At 38.0% G+C, this 19981-nt stretch carries 27 protein-coding genes and 1 pseudogene; all 28 read right to left on the reverse strand.

The annotated features are described in order from the left end of the window. Window positions 1–159: 159 nt before the first annotated feature. On the reverse strand, window positions 160–783 hold the full coding sequence (locus tag CALPO_RS13470) for a hypothetical protein (RefSeq protein ID WP_035172453.1): 624 nt from the start codon (window positions 781–783) through the stop codon (window positions 160–162). After that, window positions 761–1255, reverse strand: coding sequence for a Panacea domain-containing protein (locus tag CALPO_RS0106930; RefSeq protein ID WP_051585896.1), 495 nt, complete (start codon window positions 1253–1255; stop codon window positions 761–763). Before CALPO_RS0106930 ends, CALPO_RS13470 begins: the two co-directional genes overlap by 23 nt. A 307-nt stretch (window positions 1256–1562) precedes the next feature. Continuing rightward, window positions 1563–1973, reverse strand: a complete 411-nt coding sequence (locus CALPO_RS0106935) for a type II toxin-antitoxin system HicB family antitoxin (protein ID WP_026486675.1) — start codon at window positions 1971–1973, stop codon at window positions 1563–1565. Between the two features lie 49 nt (window positions 1974–2022). Continuing rightward, window positions 2023–2217 (reverse strand): type II toxin-antitoxin system HicA family toxin, encoded by a 195-nt coding sequence (locus CALPO_RS0106940; RefSeq protein WP_026486676.1) that lies wholly within the window; start codon window positions 2215–2217, stop codon window positions 2023–2025. A 94-nt stretch (window positions 2218–2311) separates the two neighbouring features. Further along, window positions 2312–2980, reverse strand: a pseudogene (locus CALPO_RS14440) (N-acetylmuramoyl-L-alanine amidase); the annotation flags it as partial. 69 nt (window positions 2981–3049) lie between these two features. Further along, window positions 3050–3526: an HNH endonuclease gene (locus tag CALPO_RS13480; protein ID WP_084295227.1), complete on the reverse strand. Its 477-nt coding sequence runs from the start codon at window positions 3524–3526 to the stop codon at window positions 3050–3052. Then, window positions 3523–3927 (reverse strand): phage holin family protein, encoded by a 405-nt coding sequence (locus CALPO_RS0106955; RefSeq protein ID WP_026486677.1) that lies wholly within the window; start codon window positions 3925–3927, stop codon window positions 3523–3525. Before CALPO_RS0106955 ends, CALPO_RS13480 begins: the two co-directional genes overlap by 4 nt. A gap of 57 nt (window positions 3928–3984) precedes the next feature. After that, entirely contained in the window at window positions 3985–4134 is a 150-nt protein-coding gene (locus CALPO_RS14645; protein WP_156940158.1) for a CD1375 family protein, read from the reverse strand. Then, window positions 4134–4616, reverse strand: coding sequence for a hypothetical protein (locus tag CALPO_RS0106965; protein WP_026486678.1), 483 nt, complete (start codon window positions 4614–4616; stop codon window positions 4134–4136). Before CALPO_RS0106965 ends, CALPO_RS14645 begins: the two co-directional genes overlap by 1 nt. Window positions 4617–4641: 25 nt before the next feature. Next, window positions 4642–5625: a Kelch repeat-containing protein gene (locus CALPO_RS13485; protein WP_051585899.1), complete on the reverse strand. Its 984-nt coding sequence runs from the start codon at window positions 5623–5625 to the stop codon at window positions 4642–4644. A gap of 15 nt (window positions 5626–5640) precedes the next feature. Beyond that, window positions 5641–6522, reverse strand: coding sequence for a phage tail-collar fiber domain-containing protein (locus CALPO_RS14200; RefSeq protein ID WP_051585900.1), 882 nt, complete (start codon window positions 6520–6522; stop codon window positions 5641–5643). A gap of 1 nt (window position 6523) precedes the next feature. After that, window positions 6524–7087: a phage tail protein I gene (locus tag CALPO_RS0106980; RefSeq protein ID WP_026486679.1), complete on the reverse strand. Its 564-nt coding sequence runs from the start codon at window positions 7085–7087 to the stop codon at window positions 6524–6526. Then, the gene (locus tag CALPO_RS0106985; RefSeq protein ID WP_035172454.1) at window positions 7088–8197 is read right to left on the reverse strand and encodes a baseplate assembly protein; all 1110 of its coding nucleotides are present in this window, start codon (window positions 8195–8197) and stop codon (window positions 7088–7090) included. Next, complete coding sequence (locus CALPO_RS13495) at window positions 8190–8498, reverse strand: hypothetical protein (RefSeq protein ID WP_051585901.1); 309 nt, start codon at window positions 8496–8498, stop codon at window positions 8190–8192. Before CALPO_RS13495 ends, CALPO_RS0106985 begins: the two co-directional genes overlap by 8 nt. A gap of 13 nt (window positions 8499–8511) precedes the next feature. After that, window positions 8512–9117, reverse strand: a complete 606-nt coding sequence (locus CALPO_RS13500) for a phage tail protein (RefSeq protein ID WP_035172455.1) — start codon at window positions 9115–9117, stop codon at window positions 8512–8514. A 13-nt stretch (window positions 9118–9130) separates the two neighbouring features. Then, entirely contained in the window at window positions 9131–9322 is a 192-nt protein-coding gene (locus tag CALPO_RS0107000) for a hypothetical protein (protein ID WP_026486681.1), read from the reverse strand. Further along, window positions 9322–10248 (reverse strand): phage late control D family protein, encoded by a 927-nt coding sequence (locus CALPO_RS0107005; protein WP_026486682.1) that lies wholly within the window; start codon window positions 10246–10248, stop codon window positions 9322–9324. Before CALPO_RS0107005 ends, CALPO_RS0107000 begins: the two co-directional genes overlap by 1 nt. 4 nt (window positions 10249–10252) lie before the next feature. Further along, window positions 10253–10468 (reverse strand): tail protein X, encoded by a 216-nt coding sequence (locus CALPO_RS0107010; protein ID WP_051585902.1) that lies wholly within the window; start codon window positions 10466–10468, stop codon window positions 10253–10255. Next, window positions 10455–12329, reverse strand: coding sequence for a phage tail tape measure protein (locus CALPO_RS0107015; protein WP_026486684.1), 1875 nt, complete (start codon window positions 12327–12329; stop codon window positions 10455–10457). Before CALPO_RS0107015 ends, CALPO_RS0107010 begins: the two co-directional genes overlap by 14 nt. Window positions 12330–12459: 130 nt before the next feature. Continuing rightward, the gene (locus CALPO_RS13505) at window positions 12460–12807 is read right to left on the reverse strand and encodes a phage tail assembly protein (RefSeq protein WP_051585903.1); all 348 of its coding nucleotides are present in this window, start codon (window positions 12805–12807) and stop codon (window positions 12460–12462) included. Between the two features lie 28 nt (window positions 12808–12835). Continuing rightward, window positions 12836–13366, reverse strand: a complete 531-nt coding sequence (locus tag CALPO_RS0107030; protein ID WP_026486685.1) for a phage major tail tube protein — start codon at window positions 13364–13366, stop codon at window positions 12836–12838. Beyond that, window positions 13363–14802, reverse strand: coding sequence for a phage tail sheath family protein (locus CALPO_RS0107035; RefSeq protein WP_026486686.1), 1440 nt, complete (start codon window positions 14800–14802; stop codon window positions 13363–13365). The genes CALPO_RS0107030 and CALPO_RS0107035 overlap by 4 nt, the downstream gene beginning before the upstream one ends. Before the next feature lie 14 nt (window positions 14803–14816). Next, on the reverse strand, window positions 14817–15332 hold the full coding sequence (locus CALPO_RS0107040) for a hypothetical protein (protein ID WP_035172457.1): 516 nt from the start codon (window positions 15330–15332) through the stop codon (window positions 14817–14819). Window positions 15333–15336: 4 nt separating this feature from the next. After that, window positions 15337–15954, reverse strand: a complete 618-nt coding sequence (locus tag CALPO_RS0107045) for a phage tail protein (protein ID WP_026486688.1) — start codon at window positions 15952–15954, stop codon at window positions 15337–15339. Between the two features lies 1 nt (window position 15955). Next, complete coding sequence (locus tag CALPO_RS0107050) at window positions 15956–16270, reverse strand: hypothetical protein (RefSeq protein WP_026486689.1); 315 nt, start codon at window positions 16268–16270, stop codon at window positions 15956–15958. Continuing rightward, window positions 16270–16599 (reverse strand): DUF2190 family protein, encoded by a 330-nt coding sequence (locus CALPO_RS0107055; RefSeq protein ID WP_026486690.1) that lies wholly within the window; start codon window positions 16597–16599, stop codon window positions 16270–16272. The genes CALPO_RS0107050 and CALPO_RS0107055 overlap by 1 nt, the downstream gene beginning before the upstream one ends. A 44-nt stretch (window positions 16600–16643) precedes the next feature. Continuing rightward, on the reverse strand, window positions 16644–18533 hold the full coding sequence (locus tag CALPO_RS0107060; RefSeq protein WP_026486691.1) for a prohead protease/major capsid protein fusion protein: 1890 nt from the start codon (window positions 18531–18533) through the stop codon (window positions 16644–16646). Next, the gene (locus tag CALPO_RS0107065) at window positions 18523–19977 is read right to left on the reverse strand and encodes a phage portal protein (RefSeq protein ID WP_026486692.1); all 1455 of its coding nucleotides are present in this window, start codon (window positions 19975–19977) and stop codon (window positions 18523–18525) included. Before CALPO_RS0107065 ends, CALPO_RS0107060 begins: the two co-directional genes overlap by 11 nt. Window positions 19978–19981: the final 4 nt, after the last annotated feature.

Genomic DNA, 19981 nt, shown 5'->3' on the forward strand with positions numbered 1-19981 from the left:
GGCTTTTTCAACTATGTTATTCTGTATAAAATTAAAGTTATCTAAAACTAATGTGGGAATAGTGTGGGAATGATTAAAAAAGGCATAATAGCCTCTTTTTTAGTTATATGTTTTTGTCTATAACTGTATAGAGAAGTTATCATAAAATATTGCTTCTTTTCATGAATTAGATAATGTATCCAATAATTCTTCATAAGTAGAAATCTCTGAACGCAACTTATCGTTTTCTTCTTTTAACTTTATCAGTTCACCATCTCTATAGCTACAACAAGTTTGAGGAGGCTTAAAAAATTTTCTACCTCCATAATTCTCATCTGGATATAAATTATGATGTGGATCTAACCACACTATATAAAATATATTTCCGATTAGAAACCCGTGAATCCCACCTTTGCTTTTTGCTATTCTAATTTGTCTACATTCAACTTGTTCATAAAAATCTTCATCAAATCCAAAATCATAATCAAGCTTAGACCAATCATGGGCATGAGGCCGATAATGCTCATATAATTCATTCAATAATTGCTTTTTAGTTATTTTTGATACATCTCTAAGCATAAAAAATAAATCATTCACCCAATTTATACAAATTCCTCCTAAATTAAATGCTTCATGTGTTAAATCTAAAAACCTAAAAGAAAAAATAATTTTTCCTTCTTTGTATTTTTTAAGTTCATTAATTTCTTCCTGAGGAATAGGGAATTTTTTTGTCCCTACTTGAGGCTTTTGTGGCTTTGGTAAAATAACTTTTTCATTTTTTTTAATCGTTTTGGCTTTGCTCATATATATCCCAATAAAATTTCTGCATTGTTTCTTCTTTTATAACATTATGTGAGGGTTCCCATTCCTCAAGGCCTTCCCTTGCTTCTTTCCATGGCAATTCCGTATGCGTTAATTTTTCTAATTCATCTCCTGTAAAATCTCCATAAGTATTAAAAACAACTTTTAAAAACTCATATGTTTCTTCATCTATATTTGATGGTATACTATTTTCCTTGGGAATATCATCCCACCCATATACCTTATATACATTATATAACTCTCGGCAAACTGGTCCATGTATCCAGGCCTCAAAATTTGCATCAAACAGCCTTTCTCCATTATATAAAGCCAAATGCCAAGCTTGAGCATAATAACACAATTTTTGTAATTTCTTATGTGTCATTGAATCCATAAATAAAAATGTTTTTGCCACATCAAATATACTAGGTTTATCCACTTGTAATCCCCCTTTTAAAAAAACCACCTTTCCCATAAAAACCACCCATAAATATTTATTATTTAATCCATAATACTAGTATATGTATTACCATATTAAGTGGTTTTTATTACAAAATGATATCATTCTGATACAAAACTGTCCATCCTTATTTTTCTTTATTTAGCCTTATTTATTCTAATTTATCATTATTTATCTCTGTTTCTCTTTATTTATCTTAAATTTTCTAAAGCGCACAAAAAAATAGACCCGAAAGGCCGTTTTCATTTTTGCTGTATGTCCCTTACAATGTCTACTGTACTTTTCAAAAACGGAAAAATATTAAGCACCCATATTAGAGTGCTTAATGTTTGTATTCTCTAATTCCCAGTTTTTCTTTGAGTGCCTCTTGAAGAACTTGTGAAAAGTTTATATTATTCCTCTCGGCCATAATGTTTAACCATTGAGGTATAGTTAAAGTTTTCTTAACGGACTTATTATCCATTTCATTACGTACAAGGGGCATCCAAACTTCTATAAGTACAGGAATTTGATTTGTTTCAAGTTTTAGTTTATTTATAGGAGTCGGCTCAGGTATTGGCTCATTGTCTCTTTCCATGCCCCATAAAAAGAGCCCTAAAACCTCTTTGGCATTATGCATCGCTTCTTCAGTCGTATCCGCGCACGACAGACAACCTGGTAAATCAGGAAATTCTATTGATATTCCATCATCATCATAAGTAAATATCGCAGGGAAAATATAAGTATCTTTCATATAAATAACCTCCCTTTTTATTCTTATTGCAGGGGGATCGCAGGAATTGTTATATTTCAATCCCTGCCTGTTTTAAAATACTTTTAACTGTTTTTATTGGGATATTCTTCTTTGGATGAGGGACCGTAACTTTGCCTTTTTTAGTTTTATGCTTAAATTGATAATGGTCACCTCTTATTGCGTCTATGTACCAACCATCAGCCTCAAGTATCTTTATTATCTCTCTTGATGAATATGCTTTCATCTCAAATCCCCCTTACAAGTATATTATAATACGTATTATCATACGTGTCAATAGATTTTATAAAAAGACACAAAAAATAGGCCCCGAAGGGCCGTTATGCTTTCAAATACTTTTCATAGATTCTCTGCAGCAACACAGCGACATATTTGCCATCACATTGTTTCCCTTGTGCCGCATTTTGTTTCCAGTATTCTGGACTTGAAATTATACCTGCTTTTACAAAGGCATCTATGACAGTGTCTAGTGGATTATCTTTCGTTTTCTGCTTTAATCCCAGAGCCTGAACGATTCCATTGCATATTGCCTGAGCTATTGCCTGTCTGTTAGTCTCTTGTTTTAGAAAGTTGGCATCCTTAGCAGAGTCAATGAACAGATTTTCTACCAAGATCGCTGGCATTTTCGTTTCCCTGAGTACCGCATAATTTGCCGTTTTTATGCCTCTGTCAACAAATCCATGTTGCTCGTAATATTTAGCAATTTCTTTATGAATAATAGTTTGTATCACTTGTGTTTTATCACTGGCGTTGGGATGTCGGTAGCTCTCAAAACCAGAACCACCGCCCGCATTAATATGAACCGAAATAAAGAAATCAGCGTTTGCGGAATTAGCTATGTTTGCGCGTTGTGAAAGTCCTAAATCAATATCCTTATCTCTTATTAGTATCGTGCTTACTTCATAACTTTTAAGTAAGTTATTTAGTTTTAAAGCAATATCTAGTGTAATGTCCTTCTCTTTCAGATCATTTGCAACGGCCCCTGGATCCTTGCCACCATGCTAATGGCCGGGGTCAATGCATATTTTAATCCCCGACATAAATATCACATCCTTTCTTTATATAAAATTAACGGCCTCTTTATGGCCGTCAAATCGTCCTAATCTATCACGTGTGCGATATTTAGCATGTAATCGCCTATGTTCTGCTTCATTCCGAATTAATAATAAGTTTTCAATACGGTTATCTAAAGTATTGCCATTGATATGATGCACACTTTCTGTTGGCTTTAAATATCTTCCTAAATGTTGTTCTATAACAAGTCTATGTTCGCAAACATATCCTTTCTCTGTAGCATAAGGATGATTTGGACAATAAATATATACATATCCTTTTGAAATTGTCTTACCACCACGCCATTTAGGATTGCCATTACCAATTTTGCTTTCGTTATAGCATTCTTGGCTACAGAAGAATCTGCGCTGTTGCTTATGTTTATACGTGTAACGCTGGCTTGCTGACAATTTAAATTTTTTGCTACATACAGGACAAATTGCATATAAGGGAATATTCATATATGGCTGTTTTGGCATCATTGTTTCACCTCTCCCTTCCCTTTTAAAATTGCCACAGCCTTCTGTATCGTGTCAGGCACAGGCAATCCAATACGACCGGTGTTTTCTACGATGCTCAAAAGCTCGTTTGCAAGGTAGAAAAATATAGTTGCGTCCCTAAATACATTCGTATCTCCCAGCGCCGTATCAACAAGATGCGCCATTGCGACCAATACGAATATCATCACTTTTCTAGATATGCCCTTCCAGCCAATTGACGAATTGAGTTTTCCTTCTATCCCAGCAGCAATAACACCTGTGACATAGTCGAAAATAACAAATGCAAGCAAAATTCCCAACAACGCGCTCCACCCCCCAAACAAATAGGAGGCGAGAGCACCTCCAATACTACAAGCGGATTTGAATATGTTTTCGTACTTCATATACATTACTCCTTTCACGCATAAAAATAACGCCTCATGGCGTGTAGACTTGTCCTGTTACTTTGTCACTGTTCCATCAGCGTTAATCGTGTATCCATTTTGTATCAACATATTTATTACGTCCTGTTTTATACTTGCAGGCACATCATTTACGGTCTTTCTGCCATTGATTATAAGCGTATAATAAATATTCACCCAGTAACTCATTATATCACCCCCAGTTTGGTTGCTATATCAGCTAAAGCAGTCATCATATCAAGTTGCTGTTGACTGACTGTATTTGCCTGTGTTCTATCTGCAAAAGCCGACAAAAACATTTGAGTTATCTGCTGTTGTTTTAATTGCTCAACTATTTGATTAACATGTTTATTACATTCTTCTGCAAAGTTAGCATCGGTAATGGCGTTCATGCCTGACAATGTGTGATATTGGAAATACACTAAGTTATTGTCAATGTAAACAAAATAACCTTTTGCATTTGGGTCTTTCGGAAATCCATCAGAATTTTTTATAGTTTCAGCTGGAACACCGTTTACTGGGCTTACACCATCCCAAAGTTCTACTCTTATCCATTGTCTTATCGTGTTTTCAATATCCATCAGATTTAATGAATTATACCAATCAGTTATTTCCTGAGTGCTAACAGCTAAATTTTTGTCAATTGCTAACTGTTGTAAAATATTTACCATAAAACTACCCCCTTATAAATTACTATTAAATTGAATATTCTTCATTAGTCGTAAGAACACCAGAACTGTTGGTGCCCCCTATAACATATATTTTACCATTACCTATGGAAGCTGCAGCAGCAAGTTCTCTTTGTGTAGGCATGGTAGCTTTAGTAGTCCATGTATTCGTTGAGGGATTATATTCTTCATTAACTCCAGTACTTACATCTCCTCCAATATAATATACTTTACCATTACCTGGTGAAGCTCCTACTGCGCCACTTCTTGATGTAGACGATGAAGCCTTTGTTGTCCATGTATCTGTTGATGGATTATATTCTATATTAACTGTACTCTTTATCGCATATATCTTCCCATTACCTGGTGGGACTGCTACATGTCCTGAAAGAGCAGTGGGCATATTTGTTTTGCTTGTCCAAGTGTTAGTTGAACTATCATATTCTTCATTAATTGCGTAAATAGTAACAGTCCCACTTTTTGCCCCGCCTGTAACATATATTTTGCCATTACCTATAGAAGCTGCTGCCGCATCTTCTCTCTGTGTAGGTATCGCGGTTTTTGTTGCCCATGTATTAGTCGATGGATTATATTCTTCATTATTTGTAACACCAGTACTACTACGGTTACCTCCAATAACATATATCTTCCCATTCCCAGGAGACGCAGCAGCCATATTTTCTCTTGCTGTAGGCATTGTTGCTTTAGTAGTCCATGTATTAGTGGGGGGGTCATATTCTTCATTGATATTTGTATAGTCAGTAGAGGTAGGATTAACTCTACCTCCTATAGCATAAATTTTGCCATTACCTGGGGCTACTGCGGAAAGATTATACCTTCTTGTAGGCATTGGAGCCTTTGTTGTCCATTTATCAAGGTCAAGCCATACACTTTTCCATATGCCACCTATATTTACATTTAATTGACTGAAACTTTTCCACACTCCTCCCACATTCACATATACACCAATCGCTTTTTCCCACGTACCTCCTACATTTACATATACAGCCACAATCTCACCACCCTGTCACAAATACTGTATCCATATATCACCGTCTGAGCCACCAGATGGGGTTGATGTAGAAGTGGTTATCTTGCGTAGTCCTGTAGAACCTGAACCTGTCACGTGTACATTGTCTACTGAGTCTGCATCCAGCCCTGAACCTGCGCCATCTACCGTCTTGATTTTTGTAAGTACATCACTAGCTGTATAAGCAGAAGTAGAAACAGCTCCCACATCAGAGGCACTAAGAGTGATTGCTGTACCAGTTTTTCCATTTACACTCGATACCGCACCTATATCAGACGCCGTCAATGTCACTGCTCCAGTTTTGCCGTTTACGCTTTGTACGGGAACAGGAGGAACCTCCGCTTGCGTAATATAGCCAACATCATTATTAAGTTGGCTTATATTTGTAGGTATTTGATTCTGTATATTTGTTAAATCTTGTTGGGTAGCATAAACTAAAGACTGGTCTATACTTGCAGTTACGCTGGATGCATTCCCTACTATGGTAACAACATCAATACTCTTCTCAATGGTGTCCGGGCCACCGCCGGCCGGAATATACTCGGCATTGGCTCCAGAATTCCCGTAACAATAGAGTATCTCCCCAAGGTCCGGATCTTGGGCAAAAACGCCAAGCTCTCGCCAGTAAAATCCAGATGTAATATCTTGATTTGAAAAGGTTGTTCCCACAACTGCCTTCCCGCCGGTCATGGTCTTGAGTTTAGTAATAGAAAGCGACTTGACCTCGTGCCTAAGCGCATTTAGGTCTAAAATTGAAGTTCCGCCTAAATCACCATCACCGATTGCTATCCGAGTAAAATTCAACTGCGCTCCTGCCTGGGCTTTCGCCTGCAAGTTTCTACCTCTATTTGTCAAAATCAAACCACCAAATGCGCTCAAATCAGACCACCTGCCTTACTTCTATAAAATCACCGGTGTGTACTACACCGGCATAATATAAATCCATCTCTCCTGAGAGAGCAACAATTATTGTTTCCAAATGTGAACGGACATTCTTTACTTTATTTAAAACCTTAATAAATTGATCTGCCTGTTCTGCCGTTACAGATGGATTATTAGTCACTACTTTAAATTTATAAGGATCTCCGCCGTAGTCAAACCATTCCTGCACGTAGCCGTCACCGAAATAAGATTGTATAACTTCCTCCACCGCAAAAGGCGTGCCCCGATATCTATGGACCTTTATAGCACTTTTTATGAGGTTCCGCTTGATCTCAACATCAGCATTTGCATCGTACCAGTCTACATGCATCTGCCATGCCAACTCATCCAAAGCGGCATCATCCAATTCATCAATACGAGAAAAAATTAGACAGGCTTTCACTTCATCTGCTAGTTGCCGAAATTGGGGATTCAAAGCCGAGCAAAGCGCCTGCGTAGTCGGGTCCTGTTTCATGTAGGAGGTTTGAAGATTCAAAAGGTCAACATTTGAAAGGTCCATCATTTATATCAAGCCTCCATAATTTATGGTGACAGTGGCGGCTTTAGCCACTTCATCAACATTAATCTCGGTATATACCGGACTTGTAATATCAATTCTAAAGGCACCAGCATTGAGCATAAGCTGGCGTAAATAATCAGGGTTTATAGCACGTCCTAATTTCCCCGCCTGCCATAACTTATATTGATCTACAGCCCCTCCGGGTCCTTCAATAGCGTTTCTTATGGCGTTTTCTTCGGTTTGCCGTTCTGCCGATATGTAATAAGTTAGTTCTATGTTATATGAAACTTCGGTAGGTGCCGTAACCTGAACGTTATCAGTCAATGGTCTTTTGTCTTTAGAGCTTACAATAGCGCTTACTTTATCAAGAATGACCTGGGATGGAATTTCCCCATTAGCCATTAAAGGAACTATTTTTACAACTCCAGGAGATGGAGAACTCACAGAAACGTCAACAATATTTACATCAGCTGTTTTTGCCCAGTATATATAAGCTCCTTCCGGACCAGCTACGGAAAAACTTTCTGGTGCCAATCTGATTCGTTCCCGATAGCTGTCGTCGTCCTCGACATCAGCACCGCCACTGCTTGTATCTAAATTTGTTACACTTGCCACGTAAGGTATAGGGTCCACTATATTTTTTATCTGACCAGGCGCAAAGTCATTATACTTTGCACCTGCCTCCATACTCTCAGCTGTTACGTCCCCTGTTGTTTGCCCTGCTGGGATAATCAAGTCGTTTGTAATAGCAAAATATAAAAGTCCGTCAGGTGTTACTCGTGTACCTTTTGGGATTGTAATATTTGTAGGCTGTGCTGATGATAAGGTGAATCGCAAAGTTGTTGTTGCTTTTTGGGCCGGAAGTCGCGGCGTATTATAAAATTCACCTAAAACGTCCAATTTATCCCCTGTAGCGTATCTTAGAAGATTCTGCTTTGCACTTTCGTTTATATCATTTTTTAATCCAACTATAACCGGTAACTCCTGCAATAAAAAAATCCTGCGTTCATCACCAGGATATAATGTTTCACCAAGTGCGTTTTCGAAATCTGAAATAAGTTTATCGTGTATAGCCTGAGAATCTACCTCAACAAATTGTATATCGTCAGCCAACGTCCACCACCACCTCAAAACTCATGTTGCCATCATCGTTCAAACCGGTAAAATTGACTTCTTTAACTGCAGCTCTTGGCTCTCTTTCTGTAATTACTTCAATTATTTCAGCTGTTGCAAGAGCTATAGCTTCATCAAGTGGTTTGTCAATAAACTTTCCCGTAAGTCCCATTGTCCTATCATATGCTACTTCATATTTAAATGTTTTTATAATATTAATTACATTCTGTATTACTCTATCTGTACCAGAGGTGCTCCAGTTTATGTTTGAAATATTAGAAGTATCAATTGTAACTAGCATTAATCGCCCACCTCTAATAATTTAATAACTGTTTTTGCTTCATTGCATATACGGTACCCTTTGATACAGCGCTTTTAGCATTAGTATTATTTCTTTTTTGTGTTGATTTGTTATCGGATATAATTTTATTTACTAAATTTACAGACCCCGAACTCGAACGAGAAGATTTCTTTGCAGGCGCTTTGCTATTAACAGCTGCTGACGCACTATTATTAGCGCTTCCTGCCCTTACATATTCCTCAAATTCAAGCTGTAGTTTTGCTTTTCGTATATTACCTTTGTTATCTATAAAAGTATCGCTAAGACCAACACTTTTGATAATCCACCTATTTTTACCAATAGGTTTTCCACCGAGGATAAAAGGATAAGCTCTTTGAGAATCTTTTAATGCTACCCAACTTTCATATTCAGCGCGTATATTATTCTTAAGTGAAGCATCAAGAGGTATGCTTAAAGATATCGTATCAAGATCGGGTCCTTTTATATAAGTGCTTGGCTTTTTATTTGTTGCATCCTGTTTTTCAGTATTAAGTCCACTGGACAAGGCAAATTCATTTAGTGTATATACCTGACTTTGACTGACTTGAAATGTTTTATTTGCATATACAGCTATAGGCAATCTTTATCACCCCTCAAAATTTTGCTATTATGACACCATCAGCCATATTATTAGAAAAGAATATTACCGCAACCCTATTACCTACTTCAAGGTCAATTACATGCGATGCTATTGGCAGTAGATAAGCAACGCTATTATCTTTATCAGGAAATGTTACCCTTGCTTTATTCCCTTCAATACTGGATATTAATCCCTTCAATTGCATTAATACCCCTCCAATGGCTTTCTAAGTGTCAATTGCATTTTCTCCTCAAGCAATTTATATACTGCCTGAGAAATAAAATATTTGCCGTCTGAAATGCTAATACTATTTATATCTACGCTATTGCCTGCGGCTATACTTGTATCTAATTTAGTTTGAATTCGGCCGGTATTTTCATATTTATTAAAGTTTCTTAATATGTTTTTTGCGTATCTATCTGCTTCTCCCTGGTTGAATAAATATATATTTTGAATCTTTAATTCAGGACCAATTGGAGCATTAGAAGGCTTAAAAACTGATTTTATTAAGCCGTTAGGTCCGTTATACTGAATATTACATGAACTGTATAAATCATTTGATTTGATTTTGAACAGATAATCTCCGTCAATATCCTCTATGTTTATAACCTTGGCTGAATCTTGTTGCTCCATATATTTTTCATCATATATGATTATACTTTGATTGCATATTTTAAGCATATAACCCTCTAACATACTTCTAAATGCTAAAAAATCAAAATCAGTTTGCTCTACTTGATCTATCCTATCATAAAGCCAATTCTGAACATTATATGTCTGTAATTTAAAACTATATTTATCGGCTATCTCTTTGGCCAAACTTAAAAACCTAATATTTTCCCATGATTTTGTATTCTGCGTCTTTGCATTTAACGGTATAGATAAAGCTTTTAATATGAAATATCCTCTTTTCTGCTCTATTTGATCTATATACATTATTCCACTCGAAAAGCCATCTTGTTTAACCTCGATTTTGTCCCCTTTTTGAGGCTTCCACCTGCTCCATAAGCCTTCTATATCGAAAAAAATCAAATCGATGCTATCAGCTATTCCACCGGCATTATCATAAATATCGACTTTTCTTATTTCTATTGAATCGGTAATATCCACTCCCTCATATATTATGTTCATCACTTCACCTCTTCCAAGGTGGTAAAGTATCCGCAGGCGTTTCTTCTATAATAGGAATTTTGAGGATTACGCCTGCATCAAATATAAGGATATCTCTATATTCAGGATTAGCTTGAATAATCAAGGATGCATATTTTTCATCATCATAAAAATCTAAAGCGATCATATCAAAGGTATCACCTTGGAGCGTTTCATATTCGTAATATTCATTCAAGTCCAAAGGCAACCCTCTCTTTCTCTTCAATTATATCTGAAACAACCTGCCTTATATATTCCTCTGCCATTTTTACACCAGATACAACATCATTCTGATTGCTTACAGGCCCATAAAAGTTGAAGCTCAAAGATAAATTCGGCACAGTACCATAAGGTTGAGCTCCTATTGCTCTTGCGGTTTGATTTAAAAGTGATAAGCTTCGAGGATTTTTATACTTTATAGGTATAGCCATTTCTGGACCTGCTTCACCAAAAATTGAAGGTTGCGTAGCAAGTCCGCCGTTGGCGTATTTGCGCATTTTAGGGCCTGTTTTATTGCTTGTTTGTACTTCTGGTATAAGCGGTATTTTTATCCCTGGAATTAAGTTTATCTTTTGGATTAACCAATTGATTTTATCTACTATCCAATTTATCCCTACTGTAAAAGCATTTTTTATCCATTCCCATGATGCCACAAACAATTTAGAAACTGAATCCCAATTTTTATAAAGTAATATGATAGCGCCTACCAATGCCATAATCCCCAAAATAACCAATCCAATAGGTGAAGTTATAAACGCTAATACAGCAGCAAATGCCGATCCAACTGTAGTAGCAACTGTGGTTATTGCGGTCCATGCGGATGTAGCTGCTGTCATTGCCCACATTGCAGCTGTTCTAATACCCATTGCAATGGCGTCTTTTGCATATAAAGCCTGTAAATACAAAGTGGTAAACATATCCTTTATTTTCCATGAATAATACGTTGCATAAGCTATTTTAGCCGCAGCTATAGCCATGCTCAATTCTCTTATTGCCTGTGTAAATGTTGTTACAGCTTTGTAAGCGCCATATACCGTTTCTCCTACTTTCCATGTAGCAAAAGCAATGCCTACTCCTATAGCTATATCTTTTATGGTTAGCCAGTTCTCTTTTATATACTGAGCAAAAGAACTTACATATGGCATCGCATCTGTGCCAAACTTAATAATGGCATCAGCTACATTCGATATGGCATTCTGAATCTGCTGTATTTTCGTGGGGTCTCCCGCTATACTATCAATAAATTTATTGGCTTTTTGGACATACTTCGTAATTACAGGAAGTAAAGTTTGCATAATTTTTGCAGATAATTGATCTATATTATTTTGTAACAACCTCATCTGGTTGGCAAAACTGCCTTGCGTTCTGTTAAAATCACCTTGAGCATCCTTTGTAACACTCATGATATAGCTGTATCTTAGTGCAGTCTGCGTTGCCTGATCCATATCTTTATATGCTACTTTAATTCCTTTAGACAGCGCGTATGCTTGTAAATTAGCAACCGTCATATTGATACCCAATTGTCTTAGTGGTTCAACTTCACCACTTATACCTGCTTGTATTTTCTCAAAAGCTTCTTGCTGAGATATATTATAGAAGCTAGCAAGGTCACCGGCCAAACCCGCCAAATTCTCAGACATATCTATAACTGCTTTTCCTGTTAATCCGCTGCTTTTCAGCATTGCACCTAAAGTGGCAGTATATCTTTTGGCTTGTAGTTCTGACAACCCAAAGTTTTTTAATGCCTGTTGAGACCATTGATTTATCTGCTTGGCATTAGATCCAAATGTAACATCAACTACGTTTTGTACTTCGGTTAAATCTGATGCTAATTGTAATCCATTCTTAGCAACTAGAGCAATACCGGCCGCCAATGGAGCACCAACATATAATGCCGCTTTGCCTATTCCCTTAAATACCGAATCAACAGTTTTTGATAATTTCGACATTGCGCTTGATGTTTTTAATGTTTCCGACTGTGCTTTTCTTAATGCGCTTTGCAGAGACGGATCAATTTTACCGGCTAATGTTATAAGGGCTTGAAGTTCTTTTTTCGAGGCCATAACTATGCGCCGCCTTTATTTATCTCATTTCTTATTTTTTCAGCTTTATCAGCCAGAGTTTCATAAAACTCAACAAAATCAATTAAGGGCATATTCATGCTATCGCTTCTTGGATTAATTTTGTTTATTGCTAATTCAGCAATCGCATCTCTGAGGTATTCGACTGATATGAATCCTCCAAATCTAAGAAGAAAAAATTTCTTACCAAACTTTCAGCTTTTATTGCATCTTTTGCACTTAATCTTAATATATCTGTTAAATCTATTTCGGGATTTACTTTAGAAACGGCTTCAGCAAACAAATAAAGATGATATATGGGATCTAATTCTTGTACCTGTATAACTCCGCCATTTTTTTGATATTTCCTGCTGGCATTTTGTAAGTCCTGAGCTGTCAGACTATCTAAGTCGTATTTAATTTCTTTCACTTCTTCACCGTTAATCATTATTGGCTTTGAAAGTTTTAAGGTATCCATCATCACTTACCTCCTGATTATTTTAGGCAGCTCAACCAAGAGCTGCCCGAATTTCATTCATATAATCTTTACCGTTAACAACATACTTATAATTTAATTTATCTATCAGCAATACTTCTTTACCGTCTACAATTTTGCGATAGTAAATTATTTCAAATTCACTAGAACCATCAGATGCCGCCCCGACTTCTATCTTACCGGGATCATACTTTTTATTAAATCCTATCATAAATACTTTATTCTGTTGAGTGCCAATAGCAATGTTTGTTGAGTCAAATACATCATTTATCCATACTACCTCAAATTTTATTGCACCTGGACGAGATAGTATTGCATATTTCGGATTATCAGCACGATTATTCACCGTAAATGTCATACTTCCTATTTGACCATATACAGGTAAATCTATCTCCCCCATTATTCCTGCACCTTTAATGGCATCAGTGATTTTTTCTATTGAAGGAAGCTGTACATCCGCCAAATCATCTATTAGCTGTAGTACACCATTTTCATCTGTAGCTTTTAATCTATAATTTATTGTCTTATTTGTGAGCTTGCTCATGCGGTTTCACCTCCAAACAAGGAATCTAATCCTTTGAGCGTATATTGAACTGAGAATGTCAGGCTCTTCCCCGGAGGCGTCGTTGTGGTTTGTACGTCAAATACAAAATCTCCTTCCACCATACTTGTAGTCGGATTACTCGTTTCGTTGAAAGTTATCTGAGCATAGAGAAGTTTACCGTCGCCAACTAATCCATTAAGCCATACCTGAGCATCATTGAGTATAGTATCAACTTTTGATCTGTTAAGAGGTGTATCTACATCAATCATATAGCGCTTTTGAAACGAATTTGTAAGATATCTTACCATTCTTACACTGCAGTCAAATTTATCTCTAACATCAATGTCTTTACCATATTCATAATTCCCGTTATGAGGTCCCCATAATACCCAATTACCTGCCCTAAACACGGCGGTTGTTATACCCTTGCTGTTTAAGTCATTGGCCTGTAATTCATCAAAATCAATTGATGTACCATCGCCCAATATAGTCCCATTTATGTCAATTGGCTTATTGGATGGCGATTCGTATGGAACATTGTCATTATAATAGTCAGTCTGCTGCATACGTACAGTTGCCATAGTAGAAAGCCAATATGTTTTATCACCGCTTTTTACCTTTGGCCAGCATACCTTTAAATTAGTGTCTGTGTACATATTATTGCTCTTCCACGATTTAGCGGCGTCAATTGTTTTAGCGCTTATGCTGTCAATATCTACATTCACCTGTGCGTCCCAGTGCCCATTTATTTTATTAGATCTCGCCACAAGCTCTTCTTTGATTTCCGGAATGTGGCTCCAACCGGGAGCTGCCAATATCGTTGGCACCATGCCATAAGTCTGGTATATCAAGTCTACGCAGGCAATACCAGTACGCTTTCCGTCAGAATCTATTCCTCCTATTATGTCGGAGTTTTGAACTTTCGTTTTATCCATCCTGTCAAAGCTTACTGTTACAGGCGATATTAAAGATCCAGTAAGATCTTTTATAAGCACCCTGCCATCGGTAGTATATTCTACGCTGTAGTCCGTGCCTTTTACGGCTCCAGTAATAGATATACTCGATAAAATTGCAGGTTCGTCAAGATAGCCTTGGCCATTAGTTAGTGTTATAGTTGCGGTTGAAGCAGTTTTATGCACTGCAGGATCCATGACGTTAATGACAATTATAGGCCCTATCGGCTGTATTTTGTTTTTAAAATGTGCATATACAGCTTCACAAAGGGTAAACGAATCCCAATCATCATCATATCCGATCTTGGCCTTGGCATCATCAAAGCTAGTGATATGAATTGGTTTGTTTATTGCATTCGAGTAATCCGCCAACTGTTGCACAGGTGCTGTACCGATATATACCGGGAGCGTTCCTACTCCGGAAGGAGGCAAAGTATCCTTTGTTGGCACAAGCTCTCCATAAGCCCCGTGTAAATAAGCCATTACATTCACCTTCCTTATAATTGTTCTTCAATGGTGGGGACATAGTCCATAGTCGCACATGAGATAGAAAAAGTGAGATATCCATACCAATAAGGGTAGGGTTGTTCCTCATACATTCCCCATTTAAAAGGTTTCTCAATTATTGCTGTTCCAATCGACATACTCTTTGACAATTCTATTCTTGTTAGAGTTATTAAATTTAACAGATCTTTATATCCATCAAAGTTAGGTGTATATTGCCCTGTTGAATCGTAAAGGCCAGGGCTAAATACTGCAAAAGATATCCTGATGTTTAAACTTGCATCCTGCCCATCGTCGGTACCCTCGTCTAATCCAACCACTATACATGGCATTTCTGACTCCATACCAGGCGGGAGATAGTTTTTAGGTGGTAGCCAACCGATAAATACTGCAGGATGGACAAGTTCATAGTCTTTAATGTTGTCATTAGGCTTTTGCAGTTTTATTTTACTAGATACGTTGTCGATAAGATATTTTTGTAATCCCTCGAGGATAATATTATCTGTCATAATATCATTCCTTTACTTTTTGGGCTGCTTTGTCAAGCCGCCATTCTATTTCGTGCTGAATTCTCTCCATAAGTTTCTCCTGAGCTAATTTTTGTATCTGGTCAGATACATTTACATTGGTAATCATCTGCGGTATTGATAAAGTTCTAAGAACTTTTATAGGTAATCTTGAACTTCCTTCTCTTTTAAATACGTTAAATTGTGTCTTATCCGCTGATTTAGCGCCAGTAAAAGCAACAAAAGGCAGAGGATTAGTTTTAATCGTTTTGTATCCTTCCTGCCTTTTTATCTTTACTTTTACCGCTTTTGCCTTCCTTCTTCCACCTGTCATGGGCTTCTTAGGCGAAAAGGGAAAATGGGCCAGCGATAATGTATGTCCTTTTGATATTATTTTCGCGGACAAAATTGTCTTGCTTGCTTTATATTTTGTCATTGTTTTTTTGACATCAGATACTTTTATTGCATACTCTTGGGTTACTAATCTACCTATTCTTGTATAAACAAAATCCAGGGTGCGATTTACTGCGGAAGATGCCGCACCCGGTATCTGATTATCTAAATTTTTTAATTCGATTGCGATTCTATTTAATTGCTTTGTGTCTACAAAAATATCTCTTGCCATATTAACCACCAAGATTACGCCTTAAAATGATTTCATATATACCTGCTTCTTCCCTTACATCAAACACCTGCATTTGCTGATCGTCGAATATCTGTATCTCATCTATTTTAGGAGCCGGGCCATAATCAGCAGAAGATACATAATAAAGAATGTCTCCAACATATATACCATCATATTCTTTTTGTGTTCTCTGCTGGAGTCTGTCATTGTCTATGACAATTTTAAGGGACCTACCATCAATTATATGAGATTCAGCAAATTCATCGAGGTTGAAAAACACATCAAGATCTGAATGAATAACATCTTTAAAGTTCATCAGTTGATCTTCACTTTCGCAGTGGTTTCTGTCTGAGCTTTAGGCTCAATAACCCAACCTGCTCTATATGTGCCCACAGTTTTTGTGAGTTTGTCTCCGGTATCATCCCAGTAAACCTCATCGCCAATATTAAATGCGACTGTATTATCCGCAGGTAACTCATATACGCCCGTAACATTCAATGAACCTGTTGCTCCATTAGCTATAGTTTCAGCAGCTATACCGATCCTGCTTCCAATAGGAACTACATCGCCATAAGCTATGTCAGCGCCGGTATTGTTTGTAAAGTCAATAACTTCGCCTTTTTGGATATAAATTCCTTTCGACATATTATTTACCTCCTAATCAATGTTTAAAGGCGCATAAACTTTGCTTATGCGCCAGGATTCTTATATAGTCCTCTATAGTCTAAAACCGTCACACCATAATCAATATAGATTCTCCATTTAATACCCAGGAAGTCAAATCCAACCTGGCTTTCAAGTATCGGCATATCATTCCCGTTGAGATATGTCACCTCAATGGTGTCTATATCTGAGGGAGAAGCGGCTAGATACCATGCTGTCTCACTATAGTCGTCAAGTTCTGCATCAACTACAAGATTTAATGAATTCCTGAAAATATTAACTACACCTGGGTTAGCCTGATTCGGGTCAGCTGTAGACATCAGAAATTTCTGCGCTACAGTTTCAAGGGCCGCCGGAACTATTAAAAACGCCGGACTTATATTCAGTGTTTCTTTGCCCCCCAAATTCTTCTGTTTACGCATCGCTTTTCTGCCTTCACCAATCGTATCTGTTCCTATTGCCCCAGCTGTGGATGCAAGGTTATTATGTTGCGCATGGAATAATGTCTTTCCATCATAAATAGTCGGATTGCTTCCAAGCATCTTATATACAAGCTTATTAATTCCTCGTCGTGCTGCCCTTACATATGCCTCAGGTACCCTAGTAAGTATACCTATATCATCGTTTATGAGGGCCTGTCTTGTCATGCCAAAGCTACGCCCAAAGGTAGCCACCGCTTTTGTTACACCCTGATCTGTCATTTCGTCAAACTTAAATTCTCCAGATTGTGTCATCGGCAAAAGCTCGCCTGCCTCAGAGATTTGATAGACAGTTGCCGCTTTAAAATCCGGATTGCTCCCTCTGCTTGTCCATGCCTCATATGTGGTCGTTGCGGCTTTATAAGCAGTCGCCATTGATTTGTTGACTGCATTTGATAAGATGCTTGTGAACTGGCTATCGGGAGTTAGAGCTTCCCGGAACAGTGTATCATTGTCCAATCGGTGTGCGTTGGACCTGCCTGCTCTGATTAGACACTCTATAGCCAGGTCGCGGAGCTTCATTCCTCTAAGGTCTCTTGCACCATCTGCTGGTTTATCAAGTTTTATACCGCTTCTCAGCAGAATTGCATCAGTTGCCGCTTCTCTGAATTTATCAGCCTCTTCCTTTTCGATCCGTACATCTGGCACCGGAGCTGCCGACGGTTTTCTTTCAGCTTTGAGTTTTTCAAGGATTTTTGCTCTCACCTGGTCAATTGTAGCTCCGGATTTAATATATTCATCGGGAGCAATTTCAAAATCCCTGCATAAAGCAGTTATTTCTGAAACACGCTGTCTTTCAGCCTGGATTACTTTCTCTCTTTCTGCCTCCAAATCGACAGGTTCACTAACCTGTAATGTTTTATCTCTGTTTTCTTCACCCATAATTTTTTCTTCCTCCTTTATTGGTTTTGGTTCTTCCACTTCTCTCCCCACTCCGACAGTATCGTCAGCGGGGACCGATACAATAGATATCTCCAGCGGCGTCCATTTTGTCGCCACATATGCTGGACCCAAAAAACGCCCATTACTTGATGTTTTACCTGCAGCTACTTCCTCCCAGACATCCACGGTATAACCTACAGATACGCCTTTGAGAGTCCCGTTTTTTACCTTCTGATATATCAGGTCCGCTTCGGGGTCGGTATCAAAAACTATATCGGCGTAGGCCCGTTTTTCATCGGCCGCAAGTCTGGCATTTTCTATTCTTCCAATGACGTAATCTCTATTATGATTGAATAAAGCAACGCCAATGCTGTTGAGTCGTTCAAGATTGACATTGCCTTCGTCATGCTGGAGTATTTCTATCCCATACCATCTGTCTACAGGCTGCTCTGATGAAAACGAAACGGTGACTCGCCTTTCTTCTGCTTTGACCTCTCTAACAGCCATTTCAATTGTTCTATTCTGCTGTATTCCCGTTTTTGGCTTATCCGGCATTACTACCACCTCCTATATTTATCCCTAATTCATTCATCATTTGAACTTCCTTAGCTCTCTGCTTTAATACCTCTCTCCAATCCATACCGCGTTCTGCACATATTTTTTCAAGTGTTTCCTGTCCTGTTTCTAATGCCACCTGATTAGCGCTTACTTCTTTCATGGGATCTATCCAACTCCAGCCAGGTGGTATCCATATATGTTTCAAATATTTTTGCTTGTTCTGCCAGAAGTCAGGGATATTTAGTTTTCCGGATAACACAGCTGATATAACAAATTCGGTATAAACTTCATAACAAAAATGTTCAATCAAGAACTGCTGCCACATTGAATATGTCCTTTGGTCCTCTAATAAGCCTTGTCTTGCACTACTATAATTAACCTGGCTCATATCTCTAGAGATTGCTTCATAGCTTAACCCTTGCCCGCTACCAGCAAGTCTTTGCTGTATGCTTATAAAATCCTTTGCATTGCTCGCCTGACCGGAAGGACTGACCGCCTGAACACTCTCTCCTGGTTGTAATTCTTGTATCATCCCCGGTGATATAGTCCTTTGCTGATATCCACTTTGTTGATCTACCTTTACATTCCGTCCCAATCCACCAGGAGTCTGTTTCGTTATAAAAACTGCTAAGCATGCAAGAATCCTCTCTTTAACTGAAACTGCCTCAACAAACTCATTTACATCCCTGATACGTGGTAGTGTCTTTGCAAGTGGAGATATTTCTCGAATCTGTGTCGGCCTCGTCTTTTTCCAGAGAAAGATAATGCGCTGTGCATCTATTCTTTCAGATTTACCTGTCCAAAAGCCGTCAGGTGTAAACTGTTTTAGCCAATATGCAACAGGTTTATTGTACTGGTCCAGTTCTATACCACCGACAATACGGTTTCCATTCATTCTAGGCAAACTATTCATTGATGTATCCAGTTCGTCAACTTCTCTCGCCTGTAGGCTAAACGGCACTATACCCGAATTTGTGTATACTTTTTGAAATATGATGCCTCCATCTACAATTAAGCGCCTTATTGCCATTGCCTGCATTTCCTGAAATGATTGTTGACCAGTTACATCACAATTTCTTGCCCTGCACCAATCATTAAATAAATTTTCAATCTGCTGGTTTAGCTCATCATCTTCTTCTCCGTTATCTTTTGTTACTTTTGCCTGGACCCTTATTCCGGCACCAACAACATTTCTCTCAAAAGCACCTATGATTGCTTCTGCAATATCTGAATTTCTCTCGAGATCCCTTGCTCTTGCTCGGATTATATCTCTTTGCCCTTGGTCTGTCTGCTCAGCTGTGGCGTTTATGGTCGTCCATCTGGAATTAAGCCTGTCTATTTCGCCGGAATCATAAAAACCTCTTAGAGCATTTCGCCAAGCTACACGTCTATATGCCCATGCAGGACTGAAAACAGATATCGCTTTGTCAAGCCAATTCAAACCG

This window comes from Caldanaerobius polysaccharolyticus DSM 13641, assembly GCF_000427425.1.
Lineage (GTDB): Bacteria > Bacillota > Thermoanaerobacteria > Thermoanaerobacterales > Caldanaerobiaceae > Caldanaerobius > Caldanaerobius polysaccharolyticus.